The sequence below is a fragment of the Vibrio sp. 1069 genome (genome assembly GCF_033340555.1).
Map to the genome: position 1 here is coordinate 64,302 of NZ_JAWOWP010000014.1, position 22,997 is coordinate 87,298.

General features: G+C 45.8%; 16 protein-coding genes and 2 pseudogenes. 8 read left to right on the top strand and 10 right to left on the bottom strand.

Annotated features, from left to right (window positions below; genetic code table 11):
• Positions 1-18 precede the first annotated feature (18 nt).
• The 6 genes from R7040_RS18730 to R7040_RS18755 all read right to left on the bottom strand — a co-directional run bounded on the left by R7040_RS18730 (position 19) and on the right by R7040_RS18755 (position 5,954).
• Complete coding sequence (locus tag R7040_RS18730; protein ID WP_005383838.1) at positions 19-792, bottom strand: ParA family protein; 774 nt, start codon at positions 790-792, stop codon at positions 19-21.
• Positions 793-802: 10 nt separating this feature from the next.
• The gene (rsmG, locus tag R7040_RS18735; protein WP_005378902.1) at positions 803-1,438 is read right to left on the bottom strand and encodes a 16S rRNA (guanine(527)-N(7))-methyltransferase RsmG; all 636 of its coding nucleotides are present in this window, start codon (positions 1,436-1,438) and stop codon (positions 803-805) included.
• Entirely contained in the window at positions 1,438-3,333 is a 1,896-nt protein-coding gene (gene mnmG, locus R7040_RS18740) for a tRNA uridine-5-carboxymethylaminomethyl(34) synthesis enzyme MnmG (protein ID WP_005378901.1), read from the bottom strand. Before mnmG ends, rsmG begins: the two co-directional genes overlap by 1 nt.
• Before the next feature lie 477 nt (positions 3,334-3,810).
• Positions 3,811-4,245: an FMN-binding protein MioC gene (mioC, locus tag R7040_RS18745; RefSeq protein ID WP_005378900.1), complete on the bottom strand. Its 435-nt coding sequence runs from the start codon at positions 4,243-4,245 to the stop codon at positions 3,811-3,813.
• A 265-nt stretch (positions 4,246-4,510) separates the two neighbouring features.
• The gene (locus R7040_RS18750; protein WP_005491622.1) at positions 4,511-5,368 is read right to left on the bottom strand and encodes a hypothetical protein; all 858 of its coding nucleotides are present in this window, start codon (positions 5,366-5,368) and stop codon (positions 4,511-4,513) included.
• Positions 5,369-5,570: 202 nt separating this feature from the next.
• Entirely contained in the window at positions 5,571-5,954 is a 384-nt protein-coding gene (locus R7040_RS18755; protein ID WP_025533981.1) for a hypothetical protein, read from the bottom strand.
• Between the two features lie 93 nt (positions 5,955-6,047).
• Between R7040_RS18755 and R7040_RS18760 the strand changes: the two genes are divergently transcribed.
• Entirely contained in the window at positions 6,048-6,374 is a 327-nt protein-coding gene (locus tag R7040_RS18760) for a helix-turn-helix domain-containing protein (protein WP_072866242.1), read from the top strand.
• A 224-nt stretch (positions 6,375-6,598) separates the two neighbouring features.
• On the opposite strand, the gene R7040_RS18765 is transcribed toward R7040_RS18760, so the two are convergent.
• Both R7040_RS18765 and mobI read right to left on the bottom strand, forming a co-directional pair.
• A complete protein-coding gene (locus R7040_RS18765) occupies positions 6,599-7,102 on the bottom strand; it encodes a hypothetical protein (RefSeq protein ID WP_005491616.1) in 504 nt (167 codons plus the stop codon).
• The gene (gene mobI / locus R7040_RS18770; protein WP_005491607.1) at positions 7,095-7,667 is read right to left on the bottom strand and encodes a conjugative transfer protein MobI(A/C); all 573 of its coding nucleotides are present in this window, start codon (positions 7,665-7,667) and stop codon (positions 7,095-7,097) included. The genes R7040_RS18765 and mobI overlap by 8 nt, the downstream gene beginning before the upstream one ends.
• A 610-nt stretch (positions 7,668-8,277) precedes the next feature.
• On the opposite strand from mobI, the gene dptF reads away from it, so the two are divergent.
• The 4 genes from dptF to R7040_RS18790 are packed head-to-tail and all read left to right on the top strand — an operon-like array spanning position 8,278 to position 17,138.
• Complete coding sequence (dptF, locus tag R7040_RS18775) at positions 8,278-9,876, top strand: DNA phosphorothioation-dependent restriction protein DptF (RefSeq protein ID WP_005491605.1); 1,599 nt, start codon at positions 8,278-8,280, stop codon at positions 9,874-9,876.
• Positions 9,876-11,225, top strand: coding sequence for a DNA phosphorothioation-dependent restriction protein DptG (gene dptG / locus R7040_RS18780; protein WP_021454597.1), 1,350 nt, complete (start codon positions 9,876-9,878; stop codon positions 11,223-11,225). Before dptF ends, dptG begins: the two co-directional genes overlap by 1 nt.
• Entirely contained in the window at positions 11,206-16,254 is a 5,049-nt protein-coding gene (gene dptH, locus R7040_RS18785) for a DNA phosphorothioation-dependent restriction protein DptH (RefSeq protein WP_022591088.1), read from the top strand. The genes dptG and dptH overlap by 20 nt, the downstream gene beginning before the upstream one ends.
• Positions 16,255-16,268: 14 nt before the next feature.
• A complete protein-coding gene (locus R7040_RS18790) occupies positions 16,269-17,138 on the top strand; it encodes a phosphorothioated DNA-binding restriction endonuclease (RefSeq protein ID WP_005491618.1) in 870 nt (289 codons plus the stop codon).
• Between the two features lie 48 nt (positions 17,139-17,186).
• Here R7040_RS18790 and R7040_RS18795 read toward each other — a convergent pair.
• Positions 17,187-18,122, bottom strand: a pseudogene (locus R7040_RS18795) (IS1634 family transposase); the annotation flags it as partial.
• On the opposite strand from R7040_RS18795, the gene R7040_RS18800 reads away from it, so the two are divergent.
• Together R7040_RS18800 and R7040_RS18805 are read left to right on the top strand one after the other, a co-directional pair.
• Entirely contained in the window at positions 18,121-18,648 is a 528-nt protein-coding gene (locus tag R7040_RS18800) for a sodium:calcium antiporter (protein WP_022591086.1), read from the top strand. The pseudogene R7040_RS18795 and the gene R7040_RS18800 overlap by 2 nt on opposite strands.
• A 77-nt stretch (positions 18,649-18,725) precedes the next feature.
• The gene (locus R7040_RS18805; protein ID WP_004729635.1) at positions 18,726-19,583 is read left to right on the top strand and encodes a mechanosensitive ion channel family protein; all 858 of its coding nucleotides are present in this window, start codon (positions 18,726-18,728) and stop codon (positions 19,581-19,583) included.
• Between the two features lie 195 nt (positions 19,584-19,778).
• Here the strand turns inward: R7040_RS18805 and R7040_RS18810 are convergent, their stop codons facing one another.
• Positions 19,779-21,422 carry a BCCT family transporter gene (locus tag R7040_RS18810; RefSeq protein WP_005491666.1) on the bottom strand — a complete coding sequence of 548 codons (1,644 nt, stop codon included), beginning with the start codon at positions 21,420-21,422 and terminating at the stop codon, positions 19,779-19,781.
• Positions 21,423-21,833: 411 nt separating this feature from the next.
• Between R7040_RS18810 and R7040_RS18815 the strand changes: the two are divergent.
• A pseudogene (locus R7040_RS18815) lies at positions 21,834-22,754 on the top strand (IS5 family transposase).
• Positions 22,755-22,997: the final 243 nt, after the last annotated feature.

Genomic DNA, 22,997 nt, shown 5'->3' on the forward strand with positions numbered 1-22,997 from the left:
GAATTCCTTAGGTTAGAGTTAAACTGGGATTTCTTCGCGGCGGAGCATTTCGCCCGCTAGAGCAAGATACGCTTTGGCACCTGCGGAGTACTTATCGTAGTACATTGCTGGCTTACCGTGACTTGGCGCTTCAGCCAAACGAACATTACGCGGAATGACAGTACGGTAAACTTTATTCCCAAAGTGTTTTTTAAGTTGATCGGATACTTCATTCGATAAGCGGTTGCGTGGGTCGTACATGGTACGCAATAAACCTTCGATTTTTAGGTTTTCATTCACAACAGCCGCTAACTTGCTGATTGTATCCATAAGAGCAGTTAAACCTTCTAACGCAAAGTATTCACATTGCATCGGCACCAGCACAGAGTCAGCTGCCGCCATCGCATTGATTGTAAGAAGGTTTAGAGAAGGAGGACAATCAATAAAGATGAAATCATAGTTATCGCGAACTGACGACAATGCATTTTTTAGACGCACTTCACGAGCGAAAACTTCCATCAATTTGATTTCTGCCGCGGTTACGTCTCCGTTCGCCGCGATCAAATCATACTTCCCTGTTGTTTGGGTACAAACGACTTGATCGAACGGTGTATCTTCGACCAAAAGATCGTATGCGGTGGCATCGACCATATACTTATCCACGCCACTGGCCATCGTAGCATTGCCTTGCGGGTCGAGATCGATCACCAAAACCTTGCGCTTTGTTGCCGCCATCGAAGCCGCTAAGTTAATGCACGTTGTTGTTTTGCCGACCCCACCTTTCTGGTTGGCGATTGCTACAATTTTACCCACGATTACCTCGCTAATTTTCCTTGCGCGATAAGATTACTAGATGACGATCACCTTCCAACTCAGGAACAGCCAAAGATATGATCTCTGTCACACTGCACCATTCAGGAAGCTGATCCATTTCATCTTTAGGGTGCTGTCCTTTCAGCGCTAGAAACACCCCGTGCTCTTGTTTCGGCAAATGGTGGCACCATTCCACCATGTCTGTCATTGAAGCAAAAGCTCGACTCAAAACGCCATCAAATTTTTCTTCAGGTTGGAATTCTTCGACGCGACTTTGAATTGGTGTCACGTTTTTCAGCCCTAATGTGTGCACGACTTGCTTGATAAAACGAATGCGTTTGCCAAGACTGTCGAGCAAAAAGAAGGTTTTCTCAGGGTTCATTATTGCCAAAGGGATGCCCGGTAACCCCGGACCAGTACCAACATCAATGAAGCGCTCACCGGGCAGGTGTGCGCTTACAACGATACTATCAAGAATATGTTTCACTAACATATCAAGCGGATCACGTACCGATGTTAAATTGTACGCTTTGTTCCATTTGTCGAGCAGTTCGACATAACCAACTAACTGCTCTCGTTGCTGTTCTGACACTTCCAAATCGGTTTTCGCGATCAGTGAATCCAGCTTTGTTCGCAATGCGCTCATTATTCTTCCTCACCTTTCTTCAGCAAACCATGCTTTTTCAAGTGAACAAGTAGAATAGAAATTGCAGCAGGCGTAATACCAGAAATGCGTGATGCAATACCGATGCTCTCTGGTTTGGCCTCGCTCAGTTTAGCAACGACTTCGTTTGATAAACCTTTTACATCGCGGTAATCCAAATCAGCAGGTAACTTGGTATTTTCGTGACGCAGTGATTTTTCGATCTCTTCCTGCTGACGCTTGATGTAACCATCGTATTTCACTTGAATTTCAACTTGCTCAGCCGCTTGCTGATCTTCAAGTGCAGGAGCAAACGCTTCAAGTTGCGTCAGTTGCGAATAAGTGATCTCTGGACGACGCAGAAGATCCTCACCACTCGCTTCACGGGCCATTGGGGTTTTCAGCAGCTTGTTCAGCTCATCAACACCCTCTGACTTCGGATTCATCCACGTTGCTTTCAAACGCTGACGCTCCGTTTCCATATTGTTGATTTTCTCGTTAAAGCGAGCCCAACGAACATCATCAATCAAGCCTAGCTCGCGCGCTTTTTCCGTTAAACGTAAATCGGCGTTATCTTCACGAAGTAGCAGGCGGTATTCCGCACGAGAAGTGAACATGCGGTACGGCTCTTTGGTACCCATGGTCGATAAGTCATCAATCAACACGCCCATGTAAGCTTGGTCACGACGTGGGCTCCAGCCTTCTTTGTCTTGGCTAAACAAGCTTGCATTTAGACCGGCCATCAAGCCTTGCGCTGCGGCTTCTTCGTAGCCAGTCGTGCCATTAATCTGGCCAGCAAAGAACAAACCATGGATGAACTTCGTCTCGTACGTTTGCTTCAAATCACGTGGATCGAAGAAATCATATTCAATCGCATAACCTGGGCGAACGATGTGTGCATTTTCAAACCCTTTCATTGAGCGCACGATTTGTACTTGCACATCAAATGGCAAGCTGGTCGAGATACCATTAGGGTATAACTCGTGCGTGGTTAGGCCTTCTGGCTCAATGAAGATTTGGTGGCTGTTTTTGTCAGCGAAACGCATCACTTTGTCTTCAATAGACGGACAGTAACGCGGACCAATACCTTCAATCACACCTGCGTACATTGGACTGCGATCCAAGTTACTACGGATCACATCGTGAGTTTGTTCATTGGTGTGGGTGATGAAACATGGAATCTGACGCGGATGCTGTTCACGTTTGCCCATGAACGAGAATACAGGCGTTGGGTTATCACCGTGCTGAGCTTCTAGCACTGAAAAATCAACAGTACGAGCATCAATGCGCGGTGGAGTACCTGTTTTTAAACGATCCACACGGAACGGCAGTTCACGCAGTCGATCCGCTAATGCGATCGATGGTGGATCCCCGGCACGACCACCAGACGAGCTTTCCATACCTATGTGGATCTTACCACCAAGGAAGGTACCCACGGTTAGCACAACGGCTTTCGCATGGAAGCGAAGTCCCATTTGAGTTACCACACCAACTGCGCGATCTTGTTCAACAATCAGATCATCAACTGATTGCTGGAACAACGTTAAGTTAGGCGCATTTTCTAATGCATTACGAACGTACGCTTTGTACAGAGCGCGATCGGCTTGAGCTCGAGTTGCTCGTACTGCAGGACCTTTGGAGGCATTTAGTGTACGAAACTGAATACCTGCATGGTCGATGGCTTCAGCCATCAAACCGCCCATAGCATCTACTTCTTTTACTAAGTGACCTTTACCAATACCACCGATCGCCGGATTACAAGACATCTGGCCTAATGTATCGATGTTATGGGTAAGGAGAAGCGTTTTTTGTCCTGTGCGTGCAGATGCGAGCGCGGCTTCCGTTCCTGCGTGTCCGCCACCGACAACAATGACGTCAAAGTTTTCGTGATAAAGCATGAACTGACCTCAGGTATTCAAAGGGATTTAATGGACAGATAAAGGAGCCGTATTTTACCTGCTTTATGCCAGAGAGAAAAACGTTTTCTCGTTTTATCCGTTTTAAGCTTCAAGATAAATATATATAAGATCTATATATATGATCTTTTATTAGATCTACTATTAGGATCGACCGTTTCTGTGGATAACCTAAAAATGATCAACAAGATCATGGATCTTCTTTGGATCATATCTTGTGATCATGATTGGATCAGATCGAGGATTACCTGGGATCAAAAGTGGTGGTTATACACAGGGGGTAAAATTGATCAAAGTTGTTATTGGGATAACTAAAGGAAAATCACTGGATCTTATTGTAGTTATCCACAGTCTGTTTGGTTGGTTTTTGAGCGGTTAAACAAAATAATTTGGTGGGAGTTATTCAAATGGGAGAAAACAGAGCCGAATTTCGACTCTGTTGAAGGGAAAGTCGTGAGTTTAAAAACGTTCGATATTCTCTTTTAACCACATCTCTGCGGCGTCTTCTGGTACATCATGGCTCAGTACATCGATTTTAAAGCAATCTGCGAGAGGGGTTGCACCAATATCCTCTAATAAATCATAAGCGTGTTGACCAGCGGCACAGAACGTATCGTAGCTAGAGTCACCAATCGCAATCACCGCAAATTTTACATCAGTCATTTTTGGCGGTGTATTTTGTAATGCTGCGATAAAAGGTTGGATATTATCAGGATACTCACCAGCTCCATGTGTAGAGGTGATCACCAACCACGTACCTTGATTTTCGATATCACTGAGGGAAGGCTGGTTGTGGATCGTTGTTTCAAATCCATTCTCGTTGAGTAGATCACTCAGGTGATCCCCTACGTATTCTGCGCCACCTAACGTGCTGCCTGTAATAATGTGGATCATACTTCTTCCTTATTGAATGCGACGGCTAAAGCTCATGGATGGCTTGCCGTACAAAAAGAAACGCGGTGTGAGTTAAGCTCAGCACCGCGCGTTCGATTATTTACTTCCCGATACAGAAAGTGAAGTTTCCCATAATAGCTGGCCTCGCGCGACGTCTTGGGGACCGATTGGGGACCAAATTGCAATTTATGGTCAAATTCTTACTTCCCAAGATGACTTCCATCATAGATCAGGATGGGAAAAGTGGGAATGGTGGGAAACCGGATCAGCTTTCACTATCTTTCTCTTCAGAAACGACAAACAAGAGAGGTTTTCCACTCTCTAGCAGGTAAGGTGCGATGATCGTTTCCTTACCAAAGTGAATCTTCCCTTTTGCTATATAAATGAAGATCCAATCGGGCAACTTATTACTAATAGCAGCATAAAGTGCATCAGAAGGGATGTCACTATTCTTGCCTGGCGAAATTCTAAATCTCTGGTAGTAGACGTGATGGTTGGATTCAAATGCAAAACTTTCCTGTCCATCGTTGACGAAAGATGGTGACATCGTTCTTCTCGGTTCGAAAACTTCTGCGGTGATATAGCATAGGTCCTGGTTTGTCATACCAGCTTGGTATTTTGGACATTGGTAGTCTGCACTATGGAAGTAGAACTCTATCTTTTGTTCTGAATTGCCATTCGTGCGCTCATAGTTAATAGATTGTTCTTGAAGCACGGTTTCGATGGCTGCGTTGAAGTGGTAGAGCAATTTTTGCTGTGCGTCTCGAGCGGATGTCGCTTCTTGTATAGGCATCCAAGCAATAATGCTGTTTCGTGAAGCGGTATCAGGTTGTTCCAGCAATGACGTTAGCAAACCAAGGCTTAGTCCTTCACTTAACTCAAGTCCCGCGCCTACTGAAGGCGTGAGCAACAATGTATTTCCTACGGCAGCTTTCGCGAGCTTAAATGCCTCAAAATCTTTCATTGGAATGACTTTGTCTTCTGTTTGGTAGAGCCCACCTGCATGAGCAATGTTATGAGCACGGCTATGGCTGTTGTCATATTGGATCGGAGTTGATGTAGAGGCGCATCCAGTGAGCAAAATGAGTAACGATAATAGAGTGGACCTAGCCTTCGGTTTCATGAGAAATTTCCTTTTCAAAACAATTTGATTTTGCAGTTATTTATCGGGTGATCACCAAATAGACACATTGTGGATAAGCAGGAGATATCTTTTGATCTTTAAACTCACCAGTTGTTGATCGGAGGCTTTGCTATGGATCGTGGATCATTTTGTTATTACGATCCTTCCCAGTGGGAGCGAAAGTGATCATCACCTACCCGTATCAATCAATCTTCCAGCCATAAGCTTCACCTGTCATGTCAAAGTGCCTGTTCTTCATCAACAAACCAGTGCTTGGGTTGATGCGTCGAGGCGCTCGCTTAACGTAAGACGAGTCATTGAGCGGAATGTTCTGTTGGTGCAAATGCCAGACATGAATGAAGAAATAGGTGAGGGCGGCGGCACTAGCGAATAGCCAGTTTATATAAAAGAGTACAAACCAAAATAACAACGCGATGTACTTATTTTTGTGGATAACATCCAGAGGCTTATGTAGCCAAATAACGCTTGGGAATACCATCAACATCACACCCCAGCTTTGATATACAGTCACTAACGCACCAAGACAAAAAACGCAAAATAGTGCGAACTTTTTTAGTGTTTTCATCTTAGTCTCCATCTTGTGCTTAGTTTTCCTAAGTATACAGGTATAATTAAAACTTAGAAAATCTAAGCATCGTAGGTTGATGATGATTCTCACTTGTCTAAAACAAACCCATTTCCACAGCGCCTTAAACAGGCAAGAAATCGCGTTGGTATCAGCCAGAGGGAGCTTGGTATCCGTTTGGGTATGGACCCAGGTTCAGCGAGTGGCCGTATGAATCATTATGAAAAAGGGCGTCATATGCCCGATATCGGTACGCTACAAAAGCTTGCTCAGGAGCTCGGTGTGCCTGTTGCGTATTTCTTTTCAGATTCCGACAGCTCAGCAGAACTGGCATGTTTGATTGAAAAGCTCAGTGAAACTAAAAAGCAGGCGCTTATTGAGCAGCTCAGGCTGGAGATCGATAACATCGACCAGCAATAAAGTTATCGCTCTCGTCCGGAATACCAAAATACTCCACCGACTGCGGCGACTGTCAGTAATAAACCACCCAGCCAAATCCAAAGTTCCATAAAACCTCCATTATTTTTGTTTCTCTTTAGCTTAGTATTCCTAAGCCTCTACTTCCTTAATTTTACCATCTATTTTGAAAATGCAAGCCCAAGCGACAAAGCTCCACACCAAGCGATGTGGAGCAAGCAAATACATTAAGTGTTGTATTTCTTGGTGGCTTTAGTGAGTTCTTTAATGGCTTCGGTCAGTGTGCTTATACGGATGACACGTTGATCCAGCTTTTCTAACTCATCGAGCAAATGCAAATACAGCGGGATCTCCCAGGGCATTGCGTATGAAAAACGTCTCAATACACCGTTCGATACTTCTTTTTCTTCGAGCTCTTCGTCTGGGTAGCGATGAAGAATAAGGCGATACCATGTGATCTTTGGTAAGCCTTTTGATTTTTTGACTTTGAATTTGTAGCGTATTGGATATTTCACTTTGTACTCAGCTGTCAGAGCTTTGCACAGCTTTTCCAATCGAGCTTCAAGGTCTTTGGCCGCAACCATTAGTATCTTCGATTCATCGGCGACAAATAGAGGTAAATCTTTTATTAATTCTGGCTGTGGTGATTGTTCTGGCAGTGCAATATCAAAGTCTGACAGGTCTAGCTCTCCGTAATAGTTTGTGATGCCAACGGCAGGTTTTTTAGTCATGTTGCATCTCCATTTTTTTGAAGTGTTTATGTAGCTTGTGAAGTCGTTTTGTACAGGTTTGGGCCTTCTTCTTGATGGATAGGATTTCATGCCGCACTTCTCGTATAAGGGCGAAGGCATCTTCGGTGTACTCTATAAGGTCGGATTCCCATTCAGCGTTAGCTTTTGAAAAGCGGCTTGGTGGGTAGCGAAAGCCTTTTCCTTTGCGGATATGTGTCGAGCGAACACGGTGCTTTTTATTGTGTCGCTGCGCCATTTGATTCTCACTCATGTACCAGTTATGGTGCCATGCGGCCTCGAACGCGTTGTCACGGTTGCGGACTCGACAGGCGAAATGACCGGGGTTTGTGTCTTTATAAGAACGGTGGATTCGCCAGAAGTTGTTGGCGTAGCAACTTGCTAAAAACTCCAGCAAATAAGGCTCTTGATCAGTAAAATGCTCGACTTGTGCCAGAGCATTGAGTGATTGTGAAAGTGCTAGCTCGAAAGCTTGCTTCTCTTCGGTTGGTTTGCACTGCTGTGCCATTTTATGCCAGCGATAAGCTGCGCTGTTCTCATCTAACATCGTTACGTTACTCCTTGGTTTTGCTTGTTCGTCACCAATTACCGTAACCCAGACGTCCTTTAGCTATAACACGCGAAGTTGCCCATTTTGGGCGTTAGATATTTGCCCCATATCCCAGCAGCTAAAGCAGCAATAGAAGAGATTCCTTTCCTGGGAGCTGACCTGTTGCTTTCCAAATCTCTATCTTTGTGGGAGGTCGAAGCTAATAATCCATGACTGGTTAATGATGGTTGTTGGGATGCTGATACTCACAGTCCGGTATTTGTGGGATATGGCTTAAGATTTTTGTTTGTTCTGGGATTTGAGGAGTAGTAATCCAATTATTGTGGGATGTTGGAAGGATTTATTGTTGATGCTCCTGGCAACTTTCACATGTGAAAGCCCATGGGGCTGCACGTGGAGTGCTGTGAGCAAGAGTGCTTTTGGGTTGCTTTTCGGTAAGTAAAGATAAGTGGTACATGAAAAAATAGATTGAAAAGCTATCCTTAGATAGCATTTCATCGGCTTTTGTCCATTATCATGGCACTCTATATTCGTATTGAAATCACAGTAATACAGTGCATTTTTTAGTAATATGTAACCTATTGATTATTTGAAGGAATAATGACCGTTGAAATTTGCACAAGCTCTCAGCATTCTCTCAAAGTCTTCACCGTATGCGGTCAGTACTGAGAGAGAGCAGAATCAAGACCACCTTGCTGAATACAAGCGCTACATCTACATCAAGACAGATATAGAAGCGGATTTTAAGAAAGCTCTCTTATCGGCCAAGCCCAATCAAATCATCTTCCTATGCGGAAGTAGTGGTGATGGCAAATCCGAGATCTTGACGCAGTACAGCCAAAGAAACAAAGTGACTCATGACTTCCATTTGGATGCAACGCACAGCTTTAATCCGAGTCAGACTGCCATTCAAGCTCTCGATCAGCGTTTCTCCGAGTTCAAGCAAAGCAACAAACCACTCGTTGTGGGTATCAATGTGGGTATGTTGGGTAACTACGCAGAAGAAGGCTCTGAAGAACATAGCGACATCAAAAAGGTGGTTAGAGACTTTCTCTCCCGCAAGCTTTCGAAAATTCCAGAGCAGTACGTGTTCTTGGATTTTGAAGACTATCCAAAATTCACCTTCGATGCAGAGGGTAGTGCATCAGACTTTGCTGAGCAGTTTCTGAAAAGACTGACTGCGCAGACGCTTGATAACCCGTTTTATGTGCTTTACGACAATGAGCGTAAATCTGGAGGACATAATCGCCTGACCGCTAATTATGCGCTGCTGAGTCGGCCAGCAGTTCAGGAATCCCTGATTGGATTACTACTCAAAGCTCGCCTTATCAAAGATCAGTTCCTCACGGCTCGAGCGTTACTGGATTTCACTTTCCAGTTGCTTGCAGCTGATGGCTACTTGTTCGACAACTTGTTTTCAGGCAGCGATAACGAGCTGCTATCCCGCATTCAGGGTTTTGACCCAAGTAATCTGCACACGCGTAAAGTCGATGAGTTTGTGCTTCAGCATGGGCTGGGCATTGAAGATGAGAGGTTCAGTGCATTTAGGTCAAAAATTAACGAGCTTGGTTTTTACGAGTTAACCGAAGCAACGTCTTTCCTTCGCCTTTTCTATTTGCTTCGGGGTGACAACGAGCTAAGCAATGAGTTTGTAACGCCTATCCAAAACGAGTTTACAAACAATCTGGTAGAAACCTATGCATCTGTTTGGATGTTACATCGTGATTTCGATGGTTCAGGAAAGATGCGTAAAGAGCTTGGTAGTTTCTATAAGGAAACCCTGATCTCAGCGCTTCACCGCTATTGCAACCGACATGCACCAACACTCGATAAAGACGAGTATTTAGTCTCTGAGCTTAATGGCTACAAAACGGCGGTGTCTCTTGAAGTTAAGCCAGATTTTTCAGCAATACAAAACAACGTACTCGAAAAAATAGGCACCTTCAATGCGTATTTGAAAGTCGGTGATAAGTCGCTTAAGCCAATGCCGATTAGTGTCAGGCTGCTAGAGCTGCTCGTGAAAATTGGTCAAGGGTACCGCCCTAACAAGCATGACAAAAATGCAGTGCTTTTACTTGATGAAGCACTGGAGCAGATGCTGACAGTCGCTAAGCAAAAAGAGACCTTGTTTATCCTGAAGGGTGATAAGCGCTACAAAATCGTGAAAGAAGAAAGTGACTATTTTGAAGTGAGTGGTATGCGCTAATGACGACCGATAATTTTACATTACCGATAAAGACTGGTTTGCCACAAACTGCTGCCGACAAGTTCCAAAACAAGAACATCTTGAACAGTTACATCCCCATTCGAACCAAAGGCAACGACTTTGATTGGTCTTCTGTTGTGGGGTTGGTGCTTCGCGGATTACTTCGTAAAAAAATCGAAAAGTATACCTACCTAGATTTCGCAGCGGATTGTAAAGCCAACTTACAAAGCAAACTGGGCGAGGAAGATTTTTGGGAAGTACTGGAAGATATGTATTTTGCCAACCGAGACATCTTCTCGGTAAGCCCAGAATTTTTGTTGTTTAAGAGTCAGAAAAGTGAGTGCAAAGCAGGCGATCTACGTGTGGCATCTCTCTTTATCAACCTGTTAAATGGTCGACAAATTGAGCAGTTTGATGCCAACTTGAACTTCATCGAACAAGAGCTGTTAGAAACCCTGCGTTCCAAAACCAAACCAGATACCGACAAATCACTACGTGCTTCGGAAGCGCCCTATTTGCCATACATGGCCGAGGCATTTAAACGTGATCTCGAATTTTTAACCACGTATCCCAAATACCTGCTGGATGAGTTTGAACAATTCTTGGCATTTTACGGGTTTGCTTACACGGCTCAGCTCAGTCTATCGCTATCTGATTGGAAAACCGGTGAAGCCCCCAAAGCAAAACCGCTCTATTTCATCATGGATCATGAACGCGCCAGCGGTGAGCGAATTCATGTGAAAAAGCACGGCTACAAGCTCTTTAGTGAGTCTTCTTTCAAGCTGTTTCCTGTCCTTTCTATGTTGGAAAACATCCAGCCCAATCCGGACGAAACGAAGAAGCCTTTATGGCAGCTGGCGAGAGATATCGAAAACTCGCAAAGAAGCGACCTGGCTGATCAAATTAAAAACTATGCGCTGATGTTCCGAGCCAACCGCAAACTGGACACTGATATTCCCAGGGACGCAGTAACGGCCATTGATTGGCTGGAATACGCGTTAAAGCTAGCAGAAGAGCAGTTCCGGGACCCGAAAACAGACCGACCAGCCATTATCAAAAAGTACATGACTGAGGTTGAGAAGAATATGGCCGCTGACTTTGTGCAAGCCCGCGGTCGCTCAGGCCGAGTGCTTGTCCTTACGCAGGACCATATTATTTTGCTGACCAACCTGGTGGTGGGCAAAGAAGAGAAGCTCCGCTTCCATGAGCTAGTTCTCGGCTTTCAGGATAGGGGAATATTTGTTGATAAGCAGACAGAGCAAGAGCTTATCAAGTTCTATGAACGAATTGGTAACGTTGAACGCATGAGTGATAGTGGAGATGCAGTGTATGTGCGCAAAACAATTTGAATCGTTTCTGGTTGAGCAGTTTTTACTGCATGCGGAAGGAAACATACGCGCAGGCTATCGCTACCAGTTTAACTCACCTGATCACGGTAACAGCCAGCGTTTGTTTGATGCGTTACTCCGTCGTAAGGACGGTGAGATTATAGTTAGTAACAAGGTGGCGTTGAGCTACGTGAGCGTCCAAGGCTGCAAAGTGGTTCCTGTGCTTCATGGCGAAGAAGACGGAGAAAGCGGGTTTACCGAGAACTATATTTCTCACCTGCGTGATGAAATCGCAAGCCAAGAAGGTGCTCTGAAGGGCTGTGCGCTGGTGGTCATTCACAACAGCCGCCTTGATACCCTTATCAACTCAGCGGAAGACTTGGGGCAGCCTGGGCAAGTTTGGAGCCCTGAGAACATCAAAGTCGCACTTAGCGGTTTTATTGAACAAACTGACAAATCCCGAGATGTATCACTTTGCCTGCTGGATGACCAGTTTGACGCGATCCTAGAAGATGGCGCTACCATGTTTGGCTTCGAATCGCTGTACAAAGCGGTCGAAGATGGCGAGCTTTGTTTTAGCGAACTCGGGATGTTCGATGATCCTTTTGTCGCGGAGCTATCTGGTAATCGAAAGCAGATCAAACAACGGCTGGAAGAGAACCGCGCGCTTTACCAAGAGTTGTCGTTTGAAGTCGAGCACTTTGGTCAGCAACTCGAAGAAAGACTGAAAGGCTTTAGCAGCAAGTTTATCAAAGAACATTTTTCTGACGATGGTTGGAAAGATGTGGAGTTTGAAACTTATCGAGAAGAGATCAAAAAGAACAAGATTCAGCACCTTAAGCATGAAGGTGAAGAAGAGACCAATGATGCGCAAGTAATTGGTCGCTACCCAAAAGAAACCAAAGCGGGCTTGCGTGACCGTCACCTGATCATTGCCCTCGAGGAAGGACAAAGTGAGTTTGAACTTAAACTGAGCTTTTCTGGCACCAGTGATTTAAGCAAAGAGCAGTTTAAAGTCTCGCCAGCGAATGCACTAGGCAAGCAAGAGATCATCAGTACGCGCCTAACCAGTAAAGGAGCAAACGCCACTCTAGCGGCCAGTTATGCCAATGAGCCTCTGTTTTTCACGCTAGCATTGAAGCGTGACAATACCTCTGAAAATCATAACTTCCGTTGCTTGGTCGTCAGAAAAGGCGAGTTTGACTTCGAGGCATTTAAAAACATTTTCGTCGTTGAGCCTTCGAAAAAACGCCTTACCTTGAAAACAGAAGATAACAGCCTGGTTATCAACCCTGCGCTAACTGTAAGCCGAAGCCTAGATGATGTTGGTGAAGTGGTTGACCGCGCAGAATTTGGTGTTGTCGATTTTGAATCTTTGGCTAACGAGTCAGAAGATATCGGTTTTGTGGTGAAATCAGGTGATAACACACTGGCATTTCGCATAGAGGGTGAGACGGTAGAAAGCAGCTTGTCCTTCCCACTGCTGCTTAACCAATCGCGCTTCCATAAGTTGTTTGATGATGACGTGTTTGGCGAGCTTTACCCGAGTAAAGATGTTGTCGCGATTGATAATAGCGAATTTCGCGTTATGGAGCCGCGCATTAGCTTACTTCGTTGGGAAGAACGTTTCGTTCAGCAAAAGCAAGTCTATCTGGCTGAATCCAACAGCATATCGTTGGAAGAGTTAAGGTCTATTGATGACAATCTCCACTCTGCATACCAAGCACTGTTTGACTATCTAGCAAGCCGAAGGACAACGATTTCGCTAGTGTCGTGGGGGCCTCAATTTACCGCACTCGTGAAAGCGACCGTGGATGCATTCCTTGATTATTTTAATGCGATCAAAGTTGGCGGCATGCTAACCAAAGAGCAAAAGTTTGTGATGCAAATCGGTTTGGTTCGCGAGAATGGCGAAGAATACTACTCGCCTTTTCACCCGCTGGTGCTGGCGTACTACTTAAACCTTTGCAATGAAATGCAAAAAGATGACAGCTTTGCTGACTTGCCAACAGTTACGTTCAATCGCTTGGGGCCAAGTGGATTGCTTCCGTATGTTTATCATCCAAAGCATGAGTTTGCCTACAACCAGCAAGTGACTGAAAACGGGTTTTGGGTAAAAAGCGTCCCTCACCAGAAAAGCTGTCTGAAGTTCGTTCGCAAGCTAGTTAAAGAGAAGATCAACGAGTTCCAGAAAGCGTTTCGCCACTTGTTTACCGGCTCAGAGAAGAGTGTGCTGGTGAATGCAGTCAATCAAGAGAGTGCAGAAGAGCTATTCCTCGGTTTGGTCGACTATGTAAAAGACAACCTGGATAAAGCGGCGTCAATCCATATCAACCTGTACGATGATGCCTTGGTTTTCAACGCCTTTGATCAGTTTGCAGAAACGTCGAACTACGAAGAGTTAAAGTCTTGGCTGGAGCTGGACCGCGGAAAAGTGCGTGAAAACGCCGACACCATTATCGACATTCTTCGTACCCGCCTTACTTACAGCAAGTTCACCAATGCCCATAGCGAACGCGAAGGGCAAGCTTACTCGCACCTGTCATTTTTCAGAAACAACGACAACGTGAAGTTAACGACCTTGAGCGTTGACGACATGCCGAGCGGTATTGCGTGTGATGGCCTGCTAACGGGCGACGCCTCCAAAAGTGATGAAGGATCGTACTTCACTGCATTTGGTTTGCAAAACGTTCAATACCGTAACCAACCGCACCTGGAAATGGCGAAGTATGTTGGTTCGTTAATGGAGCCAGCATTAAAGCCAAGCACGCAATACACGGGTGCCAATGCTCCCGCGCTTGCGGTCAATGAAGACTTTAAATCGCTGCTAGATCGCTCTTATGACAGCTCGATTTGGACCACCATCATCGACCCTAAGGTGACGCTGGACTTCTTCCACGCCAATCAAGATGTTGTGCTTATCCATTATTCCGATCAGTACACCAGCTCTGCCAGTTACGATGCCATTACGGTAACCGCACAGCGCGGATTGTTCGAAAGGGTGGTGGCGCAAAGTGGCGGTGGTCAAATCAACGAGTTCAATGCCTTTAACGGTGATTGGCTGCTGAAGATGATGACCTGCAACGACACCATTCGCAAAGAGCGCACTGGCATTATCGGTGCCTATAAGTTTGCGACCTGTCTTGTGCATAAATCTGATATCACCTGGGTGCCGCTATCTGTCGGTGAGATGATCCGCGTATCAGGCAACATCGGCCTGAAAATGACGGACAGTGATTTCTCACGCAATGTGCAGGGATATAAAAAAGGCGCGATTTCAGATGATGTATTGCTGGTGGGCTTTAAAGAGGGCAACCTTTATCTGCTTCCTGTCGAAGTGAAAGCTGGCTCCACGCCAGACTACAAAAAAGCAGTACAGCAAGCGAATGAGCTTCGCCGCTATCTAACAGAGCTTTTGAGCGACGAGACACTGGCGTCGAAGCTATACCGAGGCTTGTTTATCCGCCAGGTGTTGATGCAAATCGACAAATACCGTCTCTACAACGTATTCAGCAATGACTATTTCGAAGCCCTGCTTGCAGAGAAAGAAGAGTGGCTGCGCGGCAACTACACAATCGCAGAGCTTGAGAACTACCCGGCAGGTCTAGTGGTTAGCCATCTTGAAAGCGGAAGCTGCTTCGAGCCTGGCTACAACATGCAAGATGGCGTGTTGAAGGTTGACCTTCCGATATCTTTGCTGCCTTCACTGGTGCAACACCCGCTTCAAGTGCTAATGAATGAAAAGGACATCGCGCAGATCTGCCATGTGCCAGCTGAGTATATGTTGGTGGAGCAGACAGCGTTGAAAAAAGAAGAGTCACTCGTCCCATTAGACGTTATGGTCGACAAGCCAGAGAATTTAAAACCGAACCTCCAAACTGAGGTTCCGTCAAAGTTAGCTGCAGAGTCAACCCCAGATTATGCGAGCGAATGCCGAGTGGAGATTGGTCAGAATACACTTACCGGCGAAAAAGTGTTCTGGGAGTACGGGCATAAAGATCTAGCAAACCGCCACCTGATCATTTTTGGTAGCTCAGGGCAGGGTAAAACCTACTGTATCCAAGGTTTGTTAATGAGCTTGGCCGATGCTCAAATTCGATCGCTGGTGATTGATTATACAAACGGCTTCTTGCCGAATCACCTTGAGCCGGAGTTCATTGAAAGATTGAACCCTAAGTCTAACATCCTCTGTAATGAGCCATTCGGCATGTCGCCATTCAGAGCTCAAACTCAGGATTTTGGCGGGATTTTAATCGAAGAAAAGCCTCATACAGTAGCGGGACGCGTCGCCTCTGTGTTCAACAAGGTTTATTCAACAATTGGCGAGCGACAGATCGCAGTGCTTAATGAAGTGATTGAGTTTGGTGTCCAGCGGTATGGCAGTGCTTACAGCTTGCAGAACATGCTGGATGATTTAAACGAAGAAGAAACCGCAGGTCCCGCGCTAGCCAGTAAACTTGCACCTCTCGTTAAGTCCAATCTCTTCTCATCTGACAGTGATAAAAGTTGGAGTGAGGTGTTTGAGAGTAAAGAACATAGTTCAACAATCATGCAGCTCGCGTCGCTTAACCACGATATTTCAATGCTTTGTACTGAGTTTTTGCTTTGGGATCTATACTCCTACGCATGTAGTTACGGTAGTAAGGAAAACCCGCTACCTATCGTGTTAGATGAAGTGCAAAACCTTGATCATCGTCTTGAGAGCCCGTTAGGAAAAATGCTCACGGAAGGGCGCAAGTTTGGGGTATCTCTGATTCTGGCGACTCAAACGCTAAGTATGCTACGCAAAGATGAGCAAGATCGCTTGTTCCAAGCGTCTCACAAGCTGTTTTTTGCTCCAGCTAAAACAGAGACAAAGACGTACGCGAAAATTCTTGAACTGAGCATGCCAGGAACAAAGCAGGCTGAGTGGGAAAAGCAACTCGGGGACCTATCAAAAGGGCAATGTTTATCAGTTGGTTACCATTTGGACAAAGGGCAGCTGAAGATGAGTGTGAAGAAAGTGAAGGTTTCTTCCATGTCATCCCGCCAGAACCGCCCTGAAGCTTGAAACGAGGTAAGTCGATGGAGCTTTCTGAAAAAATTCAGTTAATTTCGCGCTGGCGGCGAGGGGACCAAAGGGCCCCTCATAAGCCTTTGATGTTGTTATATGCACTGTCTGAGTACAAGCAGGGGCATCAGCGTCTCTTTCGGTTTGAGGATGAGGTAGACCAGCAAGTCAGAGACTTGCTGGTGCAATACGGCCCAACCAGGAAGGCCTATCATCCTGAGTACCCATTTTGGCGTTTAGCCAATGAAAAAGAGCCCTTCTGGGAGCTCATCAACGGTGAAGAGTGCATTCCAAGGAAGAGTAACACTGACCCCAAGAAATCTGAGCTGATTAAATACAATGTGATGGCAGGGTTTGATGAAGAGTCATTTCGGACAATTCTCGCAAACCCAAAGCTTATTGATGATATTGCATCAAAGATCATTCAGGATAATTTCCCTGAGACTCTGCAAGAAGAGCTGTTTGTGCGATTTGGCTTTGAGGTGAACACCTCGACCAAGTCGAGAGACCCAGAGTTTCGTAGGAAAGTGCTTCGCGCATACAACTATAAGTGTGCAGTATGTGGTTTTGATTTAGCGATGGATAACGTCACTGTTGGTGTTGAAGCTGCTCACATAAAATGGAAGCAGTATTTTGGTCCCTGTGATATTTCAAATGGTATTGCGCTTTGCAGCATTCACCATAAAGCATTTGATCGTGGAGCTATAACCTTAGATAGCCATTTCAAAGTCAACGTTTCTCCTGCTGTTACAGGTGGAGAGTTGGTGGAAAGGTTAATTTGGGATTTTGATGGTAAGGCTATTCGTTTACCTAGAGAGTCATATCATTATCCAGCTGACAGCATGGTTGAATGGCATGTGAGTGAAGTGTTTAAAGGTGAATAATTGATGAGTCGATTTTGTTTTGTCTATAACCGAGATTCCGCAGCCAATTTAGGAATAAACTGCTTCATACAGAACACCAAGAAGCTTAAGCAGCCGAGTCTGATGCTCTTGAACACCCGTTATGAAGCTTTGGCCGCCAAATTCGAGTGTGTCGATACCTTCGAATTTTAAGAATACCCAACGTGCCGTCGGTTTAGTTGTCGTCTTGTTCTTTACCATGCTAGGAAAGAATTCCTCGGTCTTAGTGAGACTCTCTCGGATTTTGTGCTCTAAGCTTGCGTAGACGAGTAGGCTCAGCGTCATGATCATCAGTAGTGCCTCGATTCGCTGAGGTTTCTTCAGGAAAATTGATGATGTTAAGAACTCAGGGCTTTTCAAAAAGCGAAAGCCGCGTTCGACCTTTTGCTGAGACTTGTAATGTTCAAGCAATGCAACCATTGTTAGGTCGGTGTTGTCAGTATAGTTGGTGGCGAGAATAAACATACCTACTTTAAGCTTGGCCAGTTTCACCTTTTCTAGATCGGTATAAGGCGTAGCATCTATCAAATAGTGGTATCCCGTCGGCTTTTCATCTTTCTTCGGCCGACCACGACCTGAATAAATTGGCTCTTTAACGATGGTTGATTGCGCGAAGCCAAGCAAATGACACTGGTTGGCGAAGTCGCTCATTGCTTGCTCGGCATCCACTGCGCAAGCAAACTGCTTTTTCTTTAGTTGTCCCAGCGCTTTCAGCTCTTTGGTGATATTTTTGTCTAAGTTCTTATAAAACGTTACCTGTTCTCGCTTGGTTGCTTGTTCACTATGAATCAACAGCCACTTCTGAGATACCGAGCCATAATCAGCGTCAACCCAACAACCCGAGTAGCCATTGCCGATATGGCTCAGCTGCTCTGGCTCAAGGTTCATTAAGGCCTCTTTGGCTGATTTAATGGTCATTGGAACACGCGTAATAAACTTCTGTTGTTGCTCATCCAGTGAACGAATGCCACGGAAAAGCCAGCTACCGCCTGAAGTAGAACAACAGGTGATGCCGCAATCTATGACCTTATCCCGCGCTATTTTCTGGCTCGTTACCGGTTTGGTGTTGCTGGTCGCGAGCTCTCGCATTTTAGTGTGGGGAGCGGTCAATATTGCTCAGGAACTGGGTGTCAGTGAACTGACGATTGGTCTGACGATTGTCGCTCTGGGGACTTCATTGCCGGAACTGGCGGCATCGCTTGCGGCAGCGCGTAAAGGTGAGCATGACTTGGCTGTCGGTAACGTGGTAGGCTCAAACATGTTTAATTCGCTGGCCGTGGTCGGTATTGCCGGTGCCATTGAGCCGATTTCCGATGTTGGAGCGGAAATTTTCTGGCGTGACTGGTCATCGGTCCTGTTCTGTACGGCCTTGCTGCTCTTCACTGCGGTAAAAATTGGTAAAGCAAAAACTATTTCCCGCCTGGAAGGGGGAGTGTTCGTTCTGTGTTATTTAAGTTATAACATTTACTTGATTCAAGGCAGTGTTGGTTAGCGCTGCTTAATGCTGGTGCCTGGTTGAGATATCCGGGTACCGTTTTACAACATCCATAACCCGTTACGGAGATAAAAATGGAGTTACTCGTCAGCTTTTACGAGACACATCAGGCGTTGATTCTGGATATCATCCAGAACTCAATTTTAACCCTGCTTATTTTAGTGATTGCTTCTATCGCATCAAAACTGATGCGTGCCGGTATTCAGAAAGCCATTATGAAAGTGAGCAATGGTGATGAGATTGTCGCGTCTCTGATGTCTAAAGTCGGTGGTTATATTGTCTACATTCTCGCTCTGGTCATTATTCTCGACCTGTTTGGTGTCAATACCACCAGTTTGGTTGCCTTAGTCGGTGCGGCCGGTTTGGCGATTGGCCTGGCATTAAAAGATACCCTGAGCAATATTGCTGCGGGGATTATGATTTTGTTCCTGAAACCGATAAAAAAAGGTGAATTCGTTGAGTTTGCCGGTTACAGCGGTACGGTAAAAGATATTGGTTTGTTCACCTCAGTATTTGAAACCGGTGACGGCCTGTATATTTCCAGCCCGAATCGCACCGTCTGGAACGCAACCATTCGTAACTTCAGCCGTAACGGCCGTCGTCGTATGGAAATCGTGGTAGGTATCTCTTACGAGGATTCAATTGAAACCGGCCTGAAAGTGCTTCAGGATTTAGCGCTCAGCCATGAAGCAGTCATGCTGGATCCGAAACCGCAGGTGATGGTTCAGATGCTGGCGGACAGCTCAGTGAATCTGCAACTACGCGCCTGGTGTACCACGGATAAATACTGGGAAACCTACTGGAGCATTCAGCGTCAGGTGAAAGGTAAGATTGAGGAAGCGGGTATGACCATTCCGTTCCCGCAACGTGATCTGCACATTACGATGACTCAGCCTCAAGCGCAGGAATTGCTGGGTCAGAACAAGGCCTGATGCTCAGCCATTAGCGTTTAATGCTACATAAAAAAGCCTCGCAGTTATCACTGCGAGGCTTTTTCGTATCAGTGTCTCGTCCTGAAATGTGTTTACATATTGATGACGAGAGACTGAATAGTCACTTTGTCAATGAGTGGCTCCGTTACACAAACTCGGACACGGAGCCTGCCCATTGTCTTTTAAAGTAAACCGTTATTTGGCTTTCTTAACCCGCGGTTCACTCATCAGGCCTTTAATCAGCGATATTGTCGCTATCAACAAGACGATAGTGAACGGGAAGCCGGTTGTTACCGCCATCGCCTGCGCCGCAGCCAAACCACCACCCAGCAGCAATGCTATCGCTACTAAGCCTTCGAAGGTACACCAGAACACGCGCTGTGGTGTCGGTGCATCCACTTTACCGCCGGCAGCAATGGTATCGATAACCAGCGAACCTGAATCCGATGATGTGATAAAGAACACAACGACCAGTACGATACCGATGAATGATGTAATTTCATGCAGAGGCATAACTTCAAGCATTTCGAACAGTTTCAATGGCAGGTCTGCGTCCATCACGGCTTTATAACCATCGTTGACGTATTGACTGATCGCGGTACCACCGAACGCCGTCATCCAGAACACACACACGGTTGACGGAACAATCAGCACACAGACGATAAACTCGCGTACGGTTCGGCCACGTGATACACGAGCAATGAACATACCGACGAATGGTGACCATGAAATCCACCACGCCCAGTAGAACGATGTCCAGCCTTGAGAATAGTTCACATCTTCACGGCCAAATGGCATCGACAGTGCAGGGAAGTTGGTCAGATAAGCACCGATATTATCGAAAAATCCGAGCAGAATCGCGGCTGTCGGACCGATGACTACCACGAAAAACAGCAGCAGTGCAGCCAGCAGCATGTTCATTTCTGACAGGCGTTTTACGCCGCCATCAAGGCCAGCCAGTACAGACAGCAGTGCAAATGCAGTGATCACAATGATCAGAATAATTTGCGTGGTGTCAGTCAATGGGATATCAAACAGGAAGTTTAACCCGGTCGCAGCCTGAGACGCGCCGTAGCCCAGAGATGTCGCCAGACCGAAGACCGTCGCCACAATTGCCAGAATATCGATGATATGACCAGTCCAGCCCCAGACTCGTTCGCCAAACAGCGGATAGAACACTGAACGCATAGTCAGTGGTAACCCTTTGTTGAACGAGAAAATAGCCAGTCCCAGAGCCAGCAATGCGTATATTGCCCAAGGGTGAAGTGCCCAATGGTAAATCGTCGCTGCCATACCGAGCGAACGTGCGGCTTCGGTATCACCCATCGCACCACCCAGTGGTGCCCAGTCGGTACGCACACCATTTTCCAGTGTGGTGCCGCCCAGCGCGGTAGTGAAATGGGTCATGGGTTCAGAAACGCCAAAGAAGACCAGGCCAATCCCCATGCCGGCCGCAAATAACATCGCCAGCCATCCTGAATAGGAATAATCCGGAGTGGCATCGGTACCGCCGATTCTGACCCGGCCTAACGGTGATATGGCCAGTCCGAGACAGACGACAACAAAAATGTTACCTGATAACAAGAAGAACCAATCAAGACTTGAGGTGAGCCAAGATCTTAAGTGAAGAAACAGGGGTTCGACTTGTTCGCGAAAGATTAGGGTTGCAAATACAAAGATGACAATCGCTAAGCCTGAGACGGCGAAAACCCGGTTATGAATGTCCAGGCCAAACGGACCGGCGGAAAGAACGACGTTGTCCTGACCAACGGTATAATCTGTATCGATTGGGTTTGCTTTGCCACTAGGGTGGGGAACACCACCGTTATCGCTACTCATTTTCTCTCCATTGTTGGTTATAAAAATTCACTAGATGTCGTGAGAAGCTAAGCACTCAGATAATGTGAGTGCTTCTCTTTTTCCAAGAAAATGATTTAGGTCATTTCCATTGGATATAAAACTCTCCTAATATAAAAAATACCCAGTTAGTACTGCCATAAATCACCATCTGAGATGGAAAAAATAATGAAAAACATGGCATTAAAAGGACCTTATTATTGTCCGTTATCTTACTGGTTGCAATCTCCGTTGCATTGGCCAATTTCGCCTCTTACTACGAGCAAAAACCTCTTTGACTAAGAGTATTATGGCTCAAAGTAACAGTTTTGTATGGCTTTGTTGCGTAATTCGATGGAACTAAATCAAGAAACTACGATCTGAGCGGCTACGCCCATCAATCGTCGTAGCCTCATGCCTAAACCTCGTTACAAAACAACTAACTGGAAGCAGTACAATAAATCCTTAATCAACCGTGGTTCTCTGACCTTTTGGATTGATGAGGAAGCGATAGCTGAGTGGAAGCAAAACAAACAAGGCAAGCGTGGTAGACCTCGCCGATTCAGCGACTTAGCCATTACTACTGCACTGATGGTGAAACGCGTTTTCTCTATGCCCTTGAGAGCGCTGCAAGGTTTTCTAGACTCCGTATTTAAGCTGGCTAACATCCCGCTTGTTTGCCCGCACTACACCTGTATAAGCCGCCGAGCTAAGGAAGTTGAAGTTTCATTTAAAACCAAAACCAGAGGAGCAATACAACATCTGGCCATTGATGCCACTGGCCTCAAGGTTTATGGCGAAGGTGAATGGAAGGTCAAGAAGCATGGAACTGATGGGAAGCGAAGAGTCTGGCGTAAGCTGCATATCGCGGTAGATACAAGCACCCACGAAATAGTCGCAGCAGAGCTGAGCTTATCTAACGTCACTGATGCCGAAGTGCTCCCCAACTTACTCAAGCAAACACGTCGTAAAATCATTGAGATATCAGGCGATGGCGCTTATGACACAAGGAATTGCCATGATGCCATACGGATCAAGCGAGCTGTTCCGCTCATCCCGCCAAGAGAAGGAGCAGCCTTCTGGGAACAAGGGCACCCTCGTAACTTAGCGGTAGGTTGCCAGAAGCTCTACGGCTCCAACAAGAAGTGGAAAAAGCGGTATGGCTATCATAAGCGCTCTCTGTCAGAGACCGCAATGTACCGAGTAAAACAGTTGCTAGGTGGGAAATGAAGTCTAAGAAATTACAACGCTCAGGTTGGCGAGACTTACGCCATGATCAAAGCACTGAACAAACTTACAGGGCTTGGTATGCCTGAAACTCAGTATATTGTATAAAAGTCGCTCAACTTTAGGAGGTTTGGTTTCTCGTCTGAATTACGCAACAAAGCCATACTTTAGTCCAAGAACAGCGACTAAAAAAAGGTTGCTGGATGTGTTTAGACTCAGGTTAGCTCTAATTAAACCTGAAGGTTTGGATGAAGAGATAATTAGGGCGGCTGCTTTTAAATAAAGCATAATCTCTATTTACAACCCCTGTAAGTGTCTTAAATGACACTTTCAGGGGATAATTTAGGGTGT